Source organism: Bifidobacterium moukalabense DSM 27321, from assembly GCF_000522505.1.
Classification (GTDB): domain Bacteria; phylum Actinomycetota; class Actinomycetes; order Actinomycetales; family Bifidobacteriaceae; genus Bifidobacterium; species Bifidobacterium moukalabense.
Map to the genome: position 1 here is coordinate 564963 of NZ_AZMV01000007.1, position 17397 is coordinate 582359.

At 62.3% G+C, this 17397-nt stretch carries 17 protein-coding genes; 8 read left to right on the plus strand and 9 right to left on the minus strand.

What is annotated here, in order from left to right; translation table 11 throughout:
* The first annotated feature begins 93 nt into the window (after positions 1-93).
* From infB to ribF, 4 genes are all read left to right on the plus strand, one after another.
* Complete coding sequence (gene infB, locus BMOU_RS08685; RefSeq protein WP_034876753.1) at positions 94-2886, plus strand: translation initiation factor IF-2; 2793 nt, start codon at positions 94-96, stop codon at positions 2884-2886.
* Between the two features lie 104 nt (positions 2887-2990).
* Positions 2991-3500, plus strand: a complete 510-nt coding sequence (gene rbfA, locus BMOU_RS08690; protein ID WP_034876755.1) for a 30S ribosome-binding factor RbfA — start codon at positions 2991-2993, stop codon at positions 3498-3500.
* Positions 3481-4569: a tRNA pseudouridine(55) synthase TruB gene (gene truB / locus BMOU_RS08695; protein ID WP_034876757.1), complete on the plus strand. Its 1089-nt coding sequence runs from the start codon at positions 3481-3483 to the stop codon at positions 4567-4569. Before rbfA ends, truB begins: the two co-directional genes overlap by 20 nt.
* Entirely contained in the window at positions 4566-5783 is a 1218-nt protein-coding gene (gene ribF / locus BMOU_RS08700; protein WP_034876759.1) for a bifunctional riboflavin kinase/FMN adenylyltransferase, read from the plus strand. Before truB ends, ribF begins: the two co-directional genes overlap by 4 nt.
* Before the next feature lie 85 nt (positions 5784-5868).
* Here the strand turns inward: ribF and BMOU_RS08705 are convergent, their stop codons facing one another.
* The 7 genes from BMOU_RS08705 to radA all read right to left on the minus strand — a co-directional run bounded on the left by BMOU_RS08705 (position 5869) and on the right by radA (position 13407).
* Complete coding sequence (locus BMOU_RS08705) at positions 5869-6615, minus strand: amino acid ABC transporter ATP-binding protein (protein ID WP_034876761.1); 747 nt, start codon at positions 6613-6615, stop codon at positions 5869-5871.
* Positions 6612-7490, minus strand: a complete 879-nt coding sequence (locus BMOU_RS08710) for an amino acid ABC transporter permease (RefSeq protein ID WP_034876763.1) — start codon at positions 7488-7490, stop codon at positions 6612-6614. The genes BMOU_RS08705 and BMOU_RS08710 overlap by 4 nt, the downstream gene beginning before the upstream one ends.
* Positions 7491-7516: 26 nt before the next feature.
* Complete coding sequence (locus BMOU_RS08715) at positions 7517-8383, minus strand: ABC transporter substrate-binding protein (RefSeq protein ID WP_034876765.1); 867 nt, start codon at positions 8381-8383, stop codon at positions 7517-7519.
* A gap of 149 nt (positions 8384-8532) precedes the next feature.
* Entirely contained in the window at positions 8533-8997 is a 465-nt protein-coding gene (locus tag BMOU_RS08720; RefSeq protein ID WP_034876767.1) for a cupin domain-containing protein, read from the minus strand.
* Positions 8998-9080: 83 nt separating this feature from the next.
* Complete coding sequence (locus tag BMOU_RS08725) at positions 9081-10481, minus strand: amidohydrolase family protein (RefSeq protein WP_034876769.1); 1401 nt, start codon at positions 10479-10481, stop codon at positions 9081-9083.
* Between the two features lie 4 nt (positions 10482-10485).
* Positions 10486-11952 carry an adenosylhomocysteinase gene (locus tag BMOU_RS08730; RefSeq protein WP_034876771.1) on the minus strand — a complete coding sequence of 489 codons (1467 nt, stop codon included), beginning with the start codon at positions 11950-11952 and terminating at the stop codon, positions 10486-10488.
* A 45-nt stretch (positions 11953-11997) separates the two neighbouring features.
* Positions 11998-13407 (minus strand): DNA repair protein RadA, encoded by a 1410-nt coding sequence (gene radA, locus BMOU_RS08735; protein ID WP_034876773.1) that lies wholly within the window; start codon positions 13405-13407, stop codon positions 11998-12000.
* Between the two features lie 63 nt (positions 13408-13470).
* Between radA and BMOU_RS08740 the strand changes: the two genes are divergently transcribed.
* From BMOU_RS08740 to BMOU_RS08750, 4 genes are all read left to right on the plus strand, one after another.
* The gene (locus BMOU_RS08740) at positions 13471-14085 is read left to right on the plus strand and encodes a hypothetical protein (RefSeq protein ID WP_034876775.1); all 615 of its coding nucleotides are present in this window, start codon (positions 13471-13473) and stop codon (positions 14083-14085) included.
* A 114-nt stretch (positions 14086-14199) separates the two neighbouring features.
* Complete coding sequence (locus BMOU_RS11060; protein ID WP_004268639.1) at positions 14200-14289, plus strand: 30S ribosomal protein bS22; 90 nt, start codon at positions 14200-14202, stop codon at positions 14287-14289.
* 374 nt (positions 14290-14663) lie between these two features.
* A complete protein-coding gene (locus tag BMOU_RS08745; protein WP_034876778.1) occupies positions 14664-14981 on the plus strand; it encodes a DUF6442 family protein in 318 nt (105 codons plus the stop codon).
* The gene (locus BMOU_RS08750; RefSeq protein ID WP_235143757.1) at positions 14981-15223 is read left to right on the plus strand and encodes a helix-turn-helix transcriptional regulator; all 243 of its coding nucleotides are present in this window, start codon (positions 14981-14983) and stop codon (positions 15221-15223) included. The genes BMOU_RS08745 and BMOU_RS08750 overlap by 1 nt, the downstream gene beginning before the upstream one ends.
* A gap of 170 nt (positions 15224-15393) precedes the next feature.
* Here BMOU_RS08750 and rpiA read toward each other — a convergent pair whose 3' ends face one another.
* Both rpiA and BMOU_RS08760 read right to left on the minus strand, forming a co-directional pair.
* Positions 15394-16092: a ribose-5-phosphate isomerase RpiA gene (rpiA, locus tag BMOU_RS08755; protein ID WP_034876780.1), complete on the minus strand. Its 699-nt coding sequence runs from the start codon at positions 16090-16092 to the stop codon at positions 15394-15396.
* Positions 16093-16233: 141 nt separating this feature from the next.
* Positions 16234-17397, minus strand: coding sequence for a ribonuclease H family protein (locus tag BMOU_RS08760; RefSeq protein WP_034876782.1), 1164 nt, complete (start codon positions 17395-17397; stop codon positions 16234-16236).

A 17397-nucleotide genomic window follows, 5' to 3' on the forward strand; every position in this document is an offset into this window, starting at 1 on the left:
ATCACGAACATGGTTGCACGATGAGACGGAGCAGGCTCGCCGTGAATCAGTAGCGGTCGCGCTGGTATGCGCGGCCCGGGATAGGAGAAATGAGTGCCGAAAGCACGCGTATATGAACTTGCCAAGGAATTTGGCGTAGACAGCAAAACCGTTTTAAGCAAACTTGAGGCGATGGGCGAATTCGTGAAGTCCGCTTCATCGACCGTTGAACCTCCAGTCGCCCGTAAGCTGAGGAACGCGTTCTCGAACAATGCGTCGGGTAACGCGTCCGAATCCAAGAAGCCGGCAACACCGGCTCGTGCGTCGGTTTCCGAGGCCAAGCCGGCCGCGCCGAAACCTGCACCGGCGGCCAAGCAGAACCCGAGGTCGGAGGCCCCGAAGCCGGGTGGCTCCTCCGCTCCGAAGCCGGGCCAGCGTTCCGCACGTGCCGGGCGTCCGGGCGATCAGCGCCAGCACGGCAATCGCCAGGGCGGCAACGCACCGCGCCCGCAGTCTCCTGCGGGCATGCGCGGCGGCAAATCCGCACCGGTGCCGGGTCCGCACGCCCCACGCAACAACAATCAGCAGCAGGGCGGTGGCAACGCCAAGCCGCATACCCCGGGGCCGCGTCCGGGCAATAATCCGTTCAGCCGCAAGCAGGGCATGCATACGCCTACGCCGGGCGACATTCCGCGTCCGCATCCGATGGCGCGTCCGAGCGCCAATAACAATGAAGGGCGTCGCGGCGGCCGTCCGGGTCAGGGCGGCGGCCAGCGCGGTGGATTCCGTGGCCGTCCGGGTCAGGGCGGCGGTGCCAAGCCGGGCCAGTGGGGGCAGCATCGTCCGGGTCAGGGCGGCGGCCAGCGTCCCGCAGGTGGCGGCAATCGCTTCGGCGGCGCGGGCAACACCGGTGGCTATCAGGGTAACAACGCCCCGAACAACGGTCCGGCACGCGGAGGCGGTCGCGGCCGCGGCGGTGCCGCAGGCGCATTCGGCCGTCAGGGCGGCAAGTCTTCGAAGGCGCGTAAGAACCGTCTGGCAAAGCGCCAGGAATTCCAGGAGATGAAGGCACCGGTCATCGGTGGCGTTCGCATTCCGACCGGCAACGGACAGACCGTCCGCCTGCGTCAGGGCTCGTCACTGGCGGATCTGGCGGAGAAGATCAACGTCAATCCGGCAGCCCTTGTCACCGTGCTGTTCCATCTCGGTGAGATGGCCACGGCAACGCAGTCCCTGGATGAATCCACCTTCCAGATCCTCGGTGAGGAAATCGGCTGGAACATCAAGATCGTGTCCGCCGAGGAGGAGGACAAGGAGCTGCTGCAGCAGTTCGACATCGATCTGGATGAAGAGGAGCTGCAGGAGGATGAGGACCTGCGCCCCCGCCCGCCGGTCGTCACCGTCATGGGCCACGTCGATCACGGCAAGACCCGACTGCTCGACACGATCCGCCGCACCAACGTCATCGCACGCGAGGCCGGCGGCATCACCCAGCGTATCGGTGCATACCAGGTCACCGTGGATCTTGAGGGCGAACCCCGCAAGATCACGTTCCTCGATACCCCGGGCCATGAGGCCTTCACCGCAATGCGTGCCCGTGGCGCCGAGCTGACCGACGTCGCGATTCTCGTGGTCGCGGCCGACGACGGCGTGATGCCGCAGACCGTGGAAGCCATCAACCACGCCCAGGCCGCACATGTGCCGATTGTGGTCGCCGTGAACAAGATCGATAAGCCGGGAGCCAACCCCGACAAGGTCCGCGGCCAGCTCACCGAATACGGTCTGGTGCCGGAAGAGTACGGCGGCAACACCATGTTCGTCGACATCTCCGCCAAGCAGGGCACCAACGTCGACAAGCTGCTCGAAGCCGTGCTGCTTACCGCGGACGCCGAGCTCGACCTGCGCGCCAACCCGGATATGGACGCCCGCGGCGCCACCGTGGAGGCCCGCCTCGACAAGGGCCGCGGCGCCGTGGCCACCGTACTGGTGCAGTCCGGTACGCTGCATATCGGCGACGCCATCGTAGCCGGCACCTCCTACGGCCGCGTACGTGCCATGCTTGATGAGAACGGCACCGCCATGAAGGAGGCCACTCCGTCCACTCCGGTGCAGGTGCTTGGCCTGACCTCCGTGCCGACCGCAGGCGACCTGTTCCTGGTAGCCAGCGACGACCGCACCGCACGTCAGATCGCCGAGAAGCGTCAGGCCACCGAGCGCGCCGCCCAGCTGGCCAAGCGCCGCAAGGTCGTCTCGCTCGAAAGCCTCAAGGAGCAGTTCGCCAAGTCCGAGGTCGACATGCTCAACATCGTCATCAAGGGCGATTCCTCCGGTTCCGTCGAGGCTCTGGAAGATTCCTTGATGAAGATCGAGGTCTCCGACGAGGTCGGCATCCAGGTGATCCACCGCGGCGTCGGTGCCATCACCCAGAACGACGTTAACCTGGCCACGGTCGACAAGGCCGTCATCATCGGCTTCAACGTTCGTCCGAACCGTCAGGTGGCGGATCTGGCCGAACGCGAAGGCGTGGAAATCAAGTACTACTCGATCATCTACAAGGCGATCGAAGACATCGAAGCGTCCCTCAAGGGCATGCTCAAGCCGGAATTCGAAGAGGTCGTCACCTCCCACTCCGAAATCCGCGAGATCTTCCGTTCCTCCAAGTTCGGCAACATCGCCGGCGTCATGGTGCAGGACGGCGAGGTCAAGCGCGGTACGAAGTGTCGTATCCTGCGCAACGGCATCGCCACGGTCAACGACCTCGAGATCTCCTCGTTGCGTCGTTTCAAGGATGACGTCACCTCCGTCAAGGAAGGGTACGAGGCGGGCATCAACCTCGGTTCCTTCAACGACATCGAAATCGGCGACATCATCGAGACCTTCGAAATGCAGGAAGTCGAACGCAAGTAGTCGAAGTCCTTCGACGGCTTGCCTGACAAGTTGAGAGGAACGCCCACAGTCGGATTCCGGCTGCGGGCGTTCCGCAATAGAAATACGAGCCTATAAGGAAACCCATGGCAGGAACCAACCCCCGCGCCGCACGCATCGCGGCGCTGATCCAGCGCGTGATCGCGTCCTCAATGGAGGCGCAGCTGCACGACAAGCGACTCTCCAACGTGACCATCACCGAAGTACGCGTGACCAACGATCTGCAGATCGCCAAAATCTACTGGACCCAGCTCGGTCATGAAGGCCGCGAACAGGGCGAGCGCCGCCGTGCGCAGCAGGCCCTGAACCAGGCCAAGGGCCGTCTGCGCTCGCTCGTAGGCTCCAAGGCCGGTCTGCGACTGACCCCGCAACTTGAATTCATCTTCGACGAGGTGCCGGGCGAGGCGCACGAGATCGAAGACATCCTCGCCATCGCACGCAGGCGTGATGCTGAACTTGCCAAGGCCCGCGAGAGTGCGCAATATGCCGGTGACGCCGATCCATACAAGCACGATGAGCCGGATGACGACGACGATTTCGACGAAGATGATGGCATCGAAGTCGAAGATTGGGACGATGACGACGAAAAAGCCTGATATTTCCGGCCTGCTCGTCGTGGATAAACCGCAGGGCGTCACCAGTCACGACGTGGTTGCCGCGGTGCGCGGCGCCTTGCACATGAAACGTGTCGGCCATGCCGGCACGCTTGACCCGATGGCCACCGGCGTGCTGGTGATAGGCTTCGGCAATGCCACCCGATTGCTCAACTACATCGTGGACCACAGCAAAACCTATCTGGCCACGATTCGGCTCGGACAGCGCACCACTACGGATGATGCCGATGGCGAGCTGTTGGAGTCCTCCATGCCGGTGGCCGAAGCCCTTCCATCCCGCGAAACCGTGGAACGGGTCATCGCCGAGCGATTCACCGGTCGCATCGAACAGGTGCCGAATTCCTATTCGGCCATTAAGATCAATGGCCAACGCGCCTACGATCTGGCCCGTGAAGGCAAACAGGTCGAGTTGAAGGCCCGACCGGTGACCGTCGGGGAATTCCGCGTTGACGCCGTGCGGTACGGCTATGCGTCAACGAAGCTCGCCGGTGCGCCATTGGCCGGCATGCAAGGGATCGACGCGAGCGAGCGGTGGCATCCCGCTCCGGCGCAAGGGGATACGCAGCCGGTCATGGAACTGGACGTTATGGTGAGCTGTTCCGCAGGAACCTACATTCGCGCGTTGGGACGCGATCTGGGTGAGACGCTCGGCCTTGGAGGATACCTGACCATGCTGCGGCGTATTCGAGTCGGCGGCTTTACCGTAGACATGCCGAACACCGTCATCGCGCACACCGAATCCAAAACCTTCACCAATCGGGATGGCGTGGAGGTCACGCGCAATCGTGCCGTGATCGACGATGCCGAGCATCTTGCCGACCGTGCACTCGGTGTGGTCGACGGCGCCAAAGCCTGCATGCCCACACTGGAGATCAGCGATCGTGAGGCGTCCGATCTGCGTTTCGGCCGTAGAATCGCGCACGACATCCGGCAGACCACGGCCGCATACGTGCCCGAAACCGGCGATCTGGTGGCCATCATCGAACGCGCCAAACGAGGCGAGGCCAAGCCGGTGGCCGTATTCGCACAACAACAAGAAGGACAACGATGAAGATAATCACGCTTACGCCCGACGAAAACGGCATGGTCGACTGGCCGACCCTAAGCAACGATAAGAAGTCCGTGCTGACCATCGGCTCCTTCGACGGCATGCATCAGGGCCATCAGGCGGTGATCCGCCGTGTGGTGGAACTGGCAGGGAAGGAACGTTCCTTCTCCGTGGTGGTGCTTTTCGAACCGCGTCCCGCCATGGTGCACGGCTATGCGGCCGCCCATGACGGCCAGGAACCGCCGATCGGCATGCTCGACACCCAGGCGTTGACCAGTGTCGACGAGCGGTTGCGCGGCATTGACGCGCTCGGCGTGGACTACACGGTCATCGTGCGCTATACGCTGGAATTCGCGGCGAAATCCTATCGGTTCTTCCTTGGCCAGATGGTCGGCAAACTCGGCATGCGTACGCTCGTACTCGGTTCCGACGCGGCCATGGGCGCCAATCGTGCCGGCGATGTGAAGGCCATCGAGAACCTTGCGCTGGCAACCGGCGTGTTCCAGCTTGACGTGGTCGACGATCTTGGCCCGGGGGAGACGCGGGTGCCGGCCAACGCCAAGCCGGTCATGCCGGTCGCATACGGTGAGCCGGCCGATCCCCTGGAAGGCGCCACCAAGGCGGAGCGGCGGGCATGGAGCAAGAAGCACCAGGCCAAGGCCGTGCGCGTGTGGAGTTCCACGAACGTACGATATCTGCTCGGTCAGGGCCGCATCAAGGACGCCAACGCCGTTTTGGGGCATATGCACGCCGTGGAAGGCACCGTGGTGCACGGCGAGGAACGTGGGCGCACCATCGGCTTCCCGACCGCGAACCTGAGCCGTGATGTGCTCGGATACCTGCCCGTCGACGGTGTCTATGCCGGATGGCTGGTCGATCTGGGGGCGGCGGAGTCCGAAGAAGAGAGGACCACGGACGGCATCGCCACCGCATACGATTCCAGTTCCATGGATGCGCGTCTGGCGCCGCATTCGCCATACCGCTGGCCGGCCGCGATCTCCATCGGCACCAAGCCGACGTTCAACGAGACCACCGGTACGCATGAGCGGGTGGTCGAAGCCTACGCCATCACCGACGACTGGCTCGACCTGTACGGGCATCAGGTGCGTGTGGAATTCGCCGGATTCCTGCGCCCGCAGGTCAGATTCGAATCGGCCGACGAGCTGGTTGACGAGCTCCGACGCAATGTCGATGAGACGAAGCGGATTACGGCGTGACGGCCGTTGCCCGTACAGCCGACTGAAAGGGCGGACTCCCTGTGGAAGTCCGCCCTCGGCGTTTTCGGATGCCCCGCACATGCCGTCAGTTCCGGAAGTGCGAGAAGAATTCCCGGGTTTCGGGGTCCTGGGATTCGTCCATGACCTGCTGCGGCGTGCCGTTTTCGGCGATGACGCCATGGCGTAGCAACACGATGCGGTCGGCCGCGTTGTGTGCGAAACCCATCTCGTGCGTGGCCATGAGAATCGTGGTGCCCTGCTCCTTGAGCTCGGCCACCATGTCAAGCACTTCGCCGACCAGCATCGGGTCAAGCGCCGATGTGATCTCATCGAGCAGCAGCAGCTCGGGATTCGTCATCAACGCACGGACGATGGCCACACGCTGCTGCTGGCCACCGGAAAGCTGATCGGGATAGGCACCCGCCTTGGCGCGCATGCCGATGCGGTCAAGCAGTTCCAACGCACGAGCCTCGGCCTTGCCTTTGCTCCAATGATGGACCTTGGTCGCAGCCAAGGTGACGTTCTTCATCACCGACATGTGGGGGAACAGGTTGAACTGTTGGAACACCACGCCGATGCGCGAACGAATCTCATCCTGGCGCACGCGCGGATCGGTGATGTCGGTGTCCGCCAGCCAGATCCGGCCATCATCGACACGTTCCAGCAGATTCACGCATTTCATGAGCGTCGATTTGCCGGAACCGGAAGGGCCGAGCAGAGCCACGACCTCATGCTGGTTGACGTCGAATGAGATGCCCCTGAGCACATCATTGCCGTTGAAGGATTTACGGATGCCGTCAAGACGCAGCACCGGGGTGTTGGAATCGCTCATACCGTTCCTCCGCTCAATTCGCGCTTACGCAGACGCGCCGTATACCAGTCGTTGAGCAGAATGAACGGCACGCTCATCAGAATGAACAGCAGGCTCGCCACCACATACGGGGTGAAATTGTAGGTGCTGGCCACCTCGATCTGTGCGGCGCGCACCGCATCGACGGCACCCAGCACGGAGATCAGACCGACATCCTTCTGCATGGAGATGAAGTCGTTCATCAGTGCGGGAGCCACCTTGCGCAACGCCTGGGGAATCACGATCATGCGCGTCGTCTGCCCGGCGGTCAGGCCCAGGGAACGTGCCGATGCGCGTTGTGACGGGTGCACGTCGTTGAAACCGGCGCGCAGCACTTCGGCCACGTATGCGGAATACCCCATGATCACGGCGATGGTGCCCAGAATCGACGGATCGATGCGTCCGAAGATGCCCAATCCCGGAATGCCGAATCCGATGAGGTACAGCACGACGATCATCGGCACGCCGCGCATGATCGTCGTATACAGCGCGGCAAGCGCCCGCAACGGGAACAGCACCGGATTGTTGCTGGTGCGCACCAGAGCGATCAGTGTGGCGAAGACGGCCACGCCGATCAGGGCCACGACCAGTACCTTGACGTTCAGCCACAGGCCGGCCAGCACTTCGGGGAACGATGCGGCGAAGTATTCGGGGGAGAAGAACGTCTCCTTGACCCGTGGCCAGCCGGGGGACATCTCCAGACCGACCACGATGATGGCCGCCAGCACGATGGTGCTGATCAGGCTGGTGACGACGGATTTCAGCTGCTGTCGTTTGCGGTATGCGCGCCGGGCAAGCTCGACCTCGCTGGTCTGGTGGCCGGCAGGGTCATTCGGGCGCTTCTCCGAAATGCTCATGAACGGGATCCTCGCGATGGTGGGGCTTACTTGAGTTCCGCCAGATCGGTGGTATATTCGGCCAGCCACTTGTCCTGCAGCTTCTGCAGGGTGCCATCGGACTGCAGTTCGTCCACGGCCTTGGAAGCGGCGGAGGTGAGCTTGGAATCCTTCGGCAGCACGATGCCCATGCCGTTCGGGTCGGTGGAACCGGCGACACGGCCGACGACTTCGGCATCCTTGACCTGTTCGGACTGCACCATGTACACGCATTCCACGGTGCTGGTCACCAGGGCGTCGATCTGGTTGGCATCAAGCGCCTGGGCCACGGCCGCGTCATCGTTGAAGGTCTGCACATCGCTCTTGATCTTCTTGGCGTACTTGTAGCCTTCGGTACCCACCATCGCGCCGATGGTGGCGTCCTTCAGGTCGTTCAGGCTCTTGGCGTCGGCGTATTTGCCGTTCTTCTTGACGATGATGGCCTGCGAGTCGTTGTAGTAGCTGCTGGTGAAGTCCACGGCCTTCTTGCGTTCCTGGGTGACGCCGAACTGCTGGATGTTCATGTCCCAATCCTTGGCTCCCGGTGCGATGGCGGTGTCGAAGGTGGTGCGGGTCCATACCACGTCGGACTTCTTGAAGCCCATCTTCTCGGCCACGGCGTAGGCCACGGCAGCCTCATAGCCTTCGCCGGATTCCGGCTTGTCGTTCATGACCCACGGTTCATAGGCCGGGTCGCCGGTGGCAATGGTCAGCTTGCCCGGCTGTACCGTCTGTTGGGTGATGTCGGAGCTGTCGGAACTTGCGGAGGCAGAACCGGAACCGTTGCCCGAGCCGCATGCCGCGGACAGGGCCAGTGCGGCGGCGGAAACGATCGCAGCCGCCGCGCGCATGAGATGTTTGTAGGAAAATGTCATGTTCTTCTCTTCTCCTCTTATATTTTTTCCTTGTATCTTTCTTCCTTATGAACGATTCTTCTGATGATGGGATATGACAATGTGCCCACACTATAGCGTATCCGGATTTCCGAAATGCGTTGGTTGCTATCACAGTATTCGATAACGGACTATTCGAGGGTGAAGCCTTCGAATACGAAGCCCGGACTCACCACGCATGAGACCAGCGCGTCGCCGGGACCGGGCACGGTGCGTTGCCAAACGCCCGCCGGCACCACCGCATGACCGCAAACCATGCCATCATGCTGGTCGGGGGCCACACCGGAACCCAATACGATGGTTTCGAGCCGGTCATCCGTTGCGGGCTCGTCGCCGTCGCCGCCCAGCTGGAGCGTTACCGGGGCGGGGCCGTGCCACAGCCAGATCTCGTCGGCGTCGACCTTATGCCAGGCGCTGGCATCGCCTTGCGGCAGCAGGAAGTAGATCAGCGATGCCAACGGACGTGCGCTGGCATCGTCAGTACGGGGCGATTGCCAGTCCCGTACATACCAGCCTCCTTCCGGATGCGCCTCGAGACCAAGTCGGGACACCGCCGATCGCGCGTATTCGCTCATGTTCTCCAGCGCGACGTTCATGGCCGCTCCTTTCCGTTTTCCCTGATGATATTGCCTGTGATCGCTGGTGCCTGACGCTTCCGCATGGGGTGGCGTCCGGGGATCTACCTCCCTTGCCGTATATCGAGCGCACCGTCGTCGTATACGACATTGCCGGAGATGATGGTCGCGCGGTTGGTGCCGGCCCCGTGACGAACGAAATCCTCCAGGGTCCGTTCGATGGCGTGCGGCGAATCGATGCCGACGGGAACGTCAAAGAACGCCAGGTCGGCCGTGGCCCCGGCGTTGATCTGTCCGATACGGCCGGCCCCCACATGCATACTCATCTCCTCGGCGCCGCCGATGGTGATCATGCGAATGATGCGGTGGGTCAGATCGTCACGCGTATAGCCCTGTTCCCGCGCCAGATCATAGATCATGGCGGCATCGTCGAGTACGTCCAGACTCGGCGAGCTCGACAGCGAATCCGTGCCGATGGCCAGCAGGTTGCCTTCCTCCAGATATTCGCGGATCGGGGCATCCCTGCCGGTCACGGTGATGCGGTTCGAACGCGGGCATAACGCCACGCCGACGCCGCGCTGACGCAGGATGCGTCGATCTTCCGCATCGGCCCACACGCCATGCGCGATATGCACGTCAGGACCGAGCGAGCCCAGCTGGTCGACGAATTGGATGGCGGAGGCACCTTTGCCGGCGGCCTTGAGCTGCCTGTAGCTGGTCCAGTGGCTGTCACGCCAGTCGGCCGACGAATACGTGGTGAGCGTGGTGTCACGTTCGCCGGCCTCCATCGGCGTTTCGGCCAGATGGATGTGCAGGCGCATGTCCAGTTGGCGGGCGATGTCGGGCAGGTCCACGAACGGCCCGGATTCCAAGGTGTATGGCGCGTGCGGGCTGATGCCGATGCCGGGCAGTCCTTCCTGATGCATGTGCCCGAGGTTGTCGATGAGCTCCGGAATGCCCTCGGACTTCCAATCGCCGTTGTGCCAGCCCATGACCTCCCAGTAGGCGATGCCATGCATGCCCTGCGAGGCGAGGGCCCCCACAGCCTCGGGATCGGTCACGATGTCGGCCGCCGCCGTGGTGCCGGATTCGACCATCATGCGCGCGCCACGATAGGCGGAGTCCTTCCACGGGCGCGTTCGCTGCAGTTCGGCATACACCGTGTTGAAGCCGATCTCCCACGCACGGAAACGGTCATAGGCGCCACGGCCGACCTCGGCCATGTCGGTGTACTGCAGATGGGTGTGCGCGTTGATCAGGCCCGGTGTGATGAGGCCGTTCCAATGATGTTCGACGATGCGGCCGTCGGCGGCCATGTCGTGTTTCAGCTCGTCGAACACCCATTGACGGGTGCCCACATGCACCACGCGGCTGCCAGCCACGGCCACGGCACCGTTCACTATCACAGGCCCGGTGACGGGAATGATCATCGGCGAACTGTAGACGGTCACCGAGTCGAGCGGCTGTGGATGCGCCGCCAGATGCAGCGGATTGTCGAGGGGCATACCGTTACTCCTTTTCATTCTCCGCGAAACGGGTGAGCGTCCAATCATACTCGTTGTCGGCTGTGGCGTGGCTTGCCCGGTAGCCCCGTGTGCGCAACGCGATGTCGGCGATATGACGGTCGACGTCGCGCCCGAGCCGTTGCAGGCCGGGTCGCAACGTGCCACGATTCCTGAGCAAATAGGCCACGGCCGACGCCTGCACCGCGAAGCTCAGATCCATGATTTCGATCGGATTGCCGCCGCCGACGGTGTAGTTGACGCCGTCGCCCTCCGAAACCAGACGGATCACCGGGCCGTCCGGAACGGCCAGATCGCGGATCTCGCGTTTGTTCTCGGCATGGAATCCGTCGATCTGATCCAATGCGATCTCGTTGGCGATGCCGCCGATTACCGACAGCACGGCATTCGGCTTCATTCGCCGCATATGCCGCAGGGTGATGGTATGGCGCACGCCGGTCGCGGAAATGATGGCGTCCGATTCGCCGATCGCCTGATCGATGTCGTGGGCGCGGAATCCGTCGAATACCGCCTGCAGGGCGATCACGGGGTCGGTATCGCATATGGTGACGTTCGCGCCGAGCGCACGCACGCGGTGCGCGAAGCCCCGCCCGACCGGACCGTAGCCGATCACGCTCACGTTCCTGCCGCCGAAGAAGTCGGAGCCGAGGATGCGCTGCAGCGTGGTGACGCAGGTCTCGCCGGTGCCGTGGGCGTTGTCGAAACCGGTTTTCAACATGCTGTCGTTGACGGCGATGACGGGGAAGGTGAGCGCGCCGGCGTCCTGCATGGCCTGGAATGCGCGGATGCCGCTGGTCGTCTCCTCGGCCACGCCGATGATGCGCTCCATGAGTTCCGGCCGTTCCATCGCGGCCAGACGGGCGAAACTCGCACCATCATCGATGATGATGTTCGGCTGGATCTCATCCAGCAGGTCAAGCGCGCCCTGATGCGCCTGGGCCGGAGTCCAATCAGGATCGTAGGCGACCGGGATGCCCTCCGCGCGCAGCTGCGCCGCCACGCGCTCGTCGTTGGCCTCGGAGCCGCAGTAGGCGCCCACGACGGCGCCGGCGGCCTTCAGTTGGCGCAACAGCACGGCGGTTTTCGGTTCAAGGATCAGACAGACCGCGATGCGGATACCGGTGAAATCGACGTCATCGCGCATCTGACGCATCAAGGTGTCAAGTACGGGCATGTGTTCCTGCGCGAATCGCATCGCCTCGGCACCGGTCAGTCTGCGTGCGTCGACCACGTCGCCGAGCGGCATGGTCGCATCGATGGCACGCCCCGTCTGAATCTCGGCGGAATCGCAGGAGGGGACCATGCCCCAATCCTGCGCCTGCGCAAGGTCGGGTTGGCCGATACCGTATGAATCCCCGCCATCATGACCGATATAGAGCCGCGTACCGGCCAGCGAGCGGTTGGTCCTCTGCGAATATCCCTCAGCCCATGTGCTGAAACGGAACTGCTCCATAAGGTGTTGCTCCTTAGCATCGTGAGCGCCCATACGCAGGCGCATCTACTTGAGTATGGCACCGAGCGCATCCTTAAGCGTGTCGGCCTGGATGACGGTGAGTCCGGGAACGGTGACGCGCTTGCGCAGCGTCGGCACCACGGCGGTGGTGAAACCCAGCCGGGCCGCCTCGCGCAAACGGTATTCCAGGCGCGGAACGGGGCGAACCTGGCCGGTCAGCGAGATTTCGCCGATCGCACAGGTCGTGCGTGCGACCGGCTTGGATTTCGCCGCGCTCGCCAACGCCGACACGATGGCCAGATCACAGCCCGGCTCCTTGGCGAGGCCGCCCGCGATGGTGGAGATGTACAGATCGTTCGCCAGCAGGTTGACGCCGCCATGCCGGTACAGTACGGCCACCAGCATGGCGATACGGTTGGAATCCACGCCGTTCGCTGCACGTCGGGGCGTCGGCAGCACGGATTTCGTGACCAGTGACTGCACCTCGATCGGAAGACTCCTGTGGCCGTCCAGCGTGAACGTCACGCAGGTACCCTCCACCGGAGCGGAACCATCCGAGGAAAGGAACAGTCCGGAAGGATCGGTCACCTCTTCGATGCCCTCGCCGCTCATATCGAAGCAACCGACCTCGTCGGTCGGGCCGAAACGGTTCTTCACGGCTCGCAGCATGCGCAACGCCGTCTGTGCATCGCCTTCGAACTGGCACACCACGTCAACCAGATGCTCCAGCGTACGCGGTCCGGCGATCGAGCCGTCTTTGGTGACATGACCGACCAGCAGTACCGGAACATCAAGCGTTTTTGCGGTGTCGATCAGTGCGCTCGCCACTTCGCGCACCTGGGTGGATCCGCCGGAGATGCCGTCGACGTCCTGCGAAACGATGGTCTGCGCGGAATCCACGATCGCCAGTGCCGGCCTGACCTGTTCGATCAGTCCCAATACCGTGGCCAGATCGGTGGTGGCCGCCAATAGCAGGTTCGGTTCGACCGCATCGATGCGGGAGGCGCGCATGCGCACCTGCGCCTGTGATTCCTCGCCGGAAACGTACAGGACCACGTTGCGGTCCCGATGGCCGGCGACCTTACGCGCCACGTTGCCTGCCGTCTCCAGCAGCAGCGTCGATTTGCCGATACCGGGTTCGCCCGCGACCAGCGTTACCGATCCGGGAACGATGCCGGAGCCCAGCACACGGTCGAATTCCGAAAAACCGGTGGGGATTCTGGAAATGTTTTCCGTGCCGATTTCGGTGATCGGCCTGGCGGCGGAAGAGGGTACTGCGCCCGATTGCGTGCGCGACGTGCGTCCGGGGGCGGCGGTGCGGGACGCGGCGGAAGGCCGTGCCTCATGAAACTCCTCGATGGTGCCCCATTGGCCGCATTCCGGGCAGCGGCCGTACCACTTCGGTCCGCTCCAGCCACATTCTGAGCACAAAAACTGCACGGAGGTCTTCACCATAACGTTGACATTACGGTGGTTTTAGGACATCGAGCGTCTTATGGCTGTGAAAGAATTGGACCTATGTCTAATACGCAAACCTCTTCCTCCCACGGCAAGCTGATCGCCGCCGTCGTGGCCGCCGCCGTGGTCGTGGTGCTCGCTCTGGTCTCCGCGTTCGTCTGGCCGGGTTGGGCGTTGAACAAGAACGATACGGCGACGTCCTCGCAGTCCGCCTCGCAGAATGCCGAGCCGAACTCCAAGCCGACCATCGACGCGGTGGCGCTTCCGGACGGTTCGAGCGAACTGCTCAAGGCCATGCCGGATACGGTGCTGAATTTCGCCCGCACCAAGGCCGACGCCAGCAACGCCTGGAGCAGTGCCTCCCCGGTCGAGGAATACACGGTGACCTATTCGACCGGCGACACGGCCAAGGACGTCACGCTTATCGTGGCGCAGTGGACGCAACAGGATGCCGCCAAAACGCAATATGACGCCCTTGCCAGCGCCATGACCGGCAAGGAACTGGGCAGTGGCAACGTGAAGGTCAGCGGCGAGCAGACCGGCAGCTATTCCTTCAAGTCCGATCCGGATGACGAGAACAAGGCCGTGGCACTATGGCAGAACGACACCGTGGTGTTCCATGCGACGGGTTCCAAGGAGTCGGTGCAGCGTTTCTACCAGCAGTTCCCGCTGTAGATGTTCCGGCCTGATTCCAGCATGCGGGTGCGTTGGTGCGCATTCGTCCCCGAAGCAGTGTAGTATTGGGCAAGTTGCAAACTTTTACCCTTTGACCAAGGAACGGAGGCTGAGATGGGCTCGGTCATCAAGAAGCGCCGCAAGCGTATGAGCAAGAAGAAGCATCGTAAACTGCTTCGCAAGACTCGCCACCAGCGCAAGTAGTCTTCAGGCGCGTGCGAAGCGTTCGCAAAACAAAATCCCGCGACTCTTTTCGGGGTGGATGCTCATGGAACGGATTTGGACTGAAAAATCGTGAGATGGGCGGCCGTCCGGCGGGATTGATAGCAGAATAACGGGTATTCGGTGTGAAAGCCGGTACCCGTTATTTTTTTGCCCGTCATGAAAAAACGATGGGTGTATGTGCGGCATTCAGGCCTGATCGCTGCGGGGCCTGTTTCTAAATCATTGATTTTGGGTTTCTCCGCGTTCCGGAATCAGGAACGATGTTGACAAGTATACTTGTCAGTGCCATACTGAGATTGTCAAGAAAACTTGGCAAATTGGTATCGATCACGATAGCGGGATGAAGGACGCTTATGGACAAGAAAGAGATTCTGGAATTAAGCCGAAAAGAAAATCCGCTCCATGACGAGGGAGTGGAGAATGCACAAGACAACGGGCGAAAATGGGGCGTTCTCGGATTTCTGTCCCTGTACGCCATCGTCGTCCTGTACGATCTGGCGGTCGGGATTGCCAGCGTTCTGCCGACCGTGTTTCTGCTAGGGTATCTTTCCTGCGAGGCCCTCGGTCGCTACGCGGCGAGAAAGGAAAAGGCCGCGCTGGTAACCGGGATCATCTGTGCGATAGGCACCGTGGCTACGCTGGCGTCCTATGTGATGAATACGTTGCCCTAATGGGACGTCTGAAATGTGATTGCGGGGATGGGATCGTGGACGAACGATTGATCTTGAAAAATCGCCTGCGGGATGCCCGGATGCAAAAGGGTCTGTCTCAGGAGGCGCTGGCGAAGTTGGTGGGTGTGTCCCGCCAGACGATCAGTTCCATTGAAACCGGGCAGTTCAATCCGACGGCAAGGTTGGCGTTGATTCTCTGCGTTGCGTTGGATAGGAAATTCGAGGAACTGTTTTATTTCTGATCGGGTAGGCGCAGGCTGGATCACATCCCACCGGAGGGGCCGATGAAAAAAGGGGACGGCGTGACCGAGGTCACGCCGTCCCCTTTGGAAACGCGAGGTTCCCACCTCTGCACCCCGCCGTTTTTACGGCTGTCCGGCATTGGAGCGCATGATCTTTGCCGTTCGAAGACTCACTTGTTGGAGTTGGTCATGACGCGCGGGCCGTTCGGATCGCCGACGATGACCTGGTCGACCATGTGCAGGAACAGGCCATGCTCCACCACGCCGACGGTGGTGATGAGATCTTCGGCCAGATCCTCCGGGTGATCGATGCGCTCGAGATGCAGGTCGACCACGTAGTTGTTCTCATCGGTGCGCACCGGCTGGCCTTCGGCATCGAGACGCAGCACCGGCTTGTACCCGCGGGATTCGAACTTCTTGATGACCTGGCCTGCGCCGAACGGAATCACCTCGACCGGCAGCGGGAACTTGCCGATGGTGTCGACGACCTTGGATTCGTCGACGATCCACACGATCTTGTTGGAGTTGGTGGCCACGATCTTCTCCCACAGCAGGGCGGCGCCGCCGCCCTTGATGCCGTTGAAGTTCTTGTCGACCTCGTCGGCGCCGTCGATGGTCACGTCGATATGGTCGACGTCATCGATGTCGACGATCTTGATGCCGTAGCCTTCGGCCTGTTCCTGGGTGCGGCGGGAGGTGGTGACGCCCGTGAATTCGAGACCTTCCTCCTTGACGCGGCGACCGAGCTCGTCGACCAGGAAACGCACGGTCGAGCCGGTGCCCAGACCTGCGATCATGCCGCTGCGAATCAGCTTGGCAGCCTCGATGCCGGCCGCCTTCTTCAGTGCATCCTGCTGTGCCTTGTCCATAATGCTCCTTCGATATGGGATTAAGACCGGTTCCCATACTATCGGATATGCCGATTTTTGGCGGCTAATGCCATGTCATGGGCGTCGCGGACGGCGCATGAACGATGGCAAAAATATTTTCACGCGATGTTTCACACTGGATCAGGCATGCTTCACCGAGAATGGGGCGTCGTCCAGCACCAGCGTGCCATCGCCCGTCACATAGCCCTCCACGGCGATATAGCCACGGATCAGGCGCGGTTTGCCATCGAAGGTCGGGCTGGATTCCGGTGGGGGAGTGAACCGTATCGTACCCGACACCGCAAGTCCCGACGGGCTTGGTCGATGCGGCGGTTTCGGCAGATTCGAAACGACCGGGGCCTGCGAATCGTCCGTATCCCGCGACTGCGGCATGCTTGTCGTGGCGCTCTCGGCATTGCGCTGCAGAACCGTCGTCTCGATGCCATCATCCTCCGTAACGGGGGTGCCATCGTCCTCTTTGGGGAAATGGTCCGGCCTGACCAGCAGCTCGGCAAGCGACTTGCGGGGAGCTTCGGCCGCCGTCTCGGTCTCGATCGGCCGCGTCGGCTCCTCGGCCACCAGCGCTTCGGTGGGCTCCTCGACCGGTTCCGGTGCCGGGTAGCCTTCCGGCTCGACCAGCATATCGGCGATCGACTTCGTGGATTCGCCGGAGAGAGGCGTCGTACCGCTCTCACCGCGGCCGAGGTGATACTCCGCCGTGCTGATCGCGCCATCGAGCAGCATCCTGGCGTCTTCCGGAACATCGGTGCCCTGTGAATACTCGGAGGCGAGCAACGACTGCCAACCCTCCAATGGCAGATATCCCTCACGCACCTTCGAACGGCAATCGTCGGCATAGGTGCGTGCCAGTTCGTCGACCTTCTCGTTGCCGGCGTTGCCGGCATGGCCCTTGACCCATACGAACTTCACCGAGCCCGGACGCTTGGAAAGCTCAGCATCGATCGCCTTGATCAGCGCCGCGTTCTTCACCGGCTTCTTCTGTGAGTTCTTCCATCCGTTCCTCTTCCATCCATGCACCCATTTGGTGGAGCAGTTGATGGCATACTGCGAATCCGTTTCGATCACCAGCGGTTCGGAACCCGGATGCGCGCGCAACGCCTCCAACACGGCGCACAGTTCGCCGATCTGGTTGGTGCCGTTCGTGGCGCCGCCGGCATCGCAGTCGCCGGTATGCTCATGGCCGGGAGTGCCGCCTGCGTTCAGGTCGTGATCGGCCCAGCCCCAACCCATCGGGCCATTCGGATTGCCCAGCGCGGAGCCGTCAGTGGAAACCGTAATCGTCAT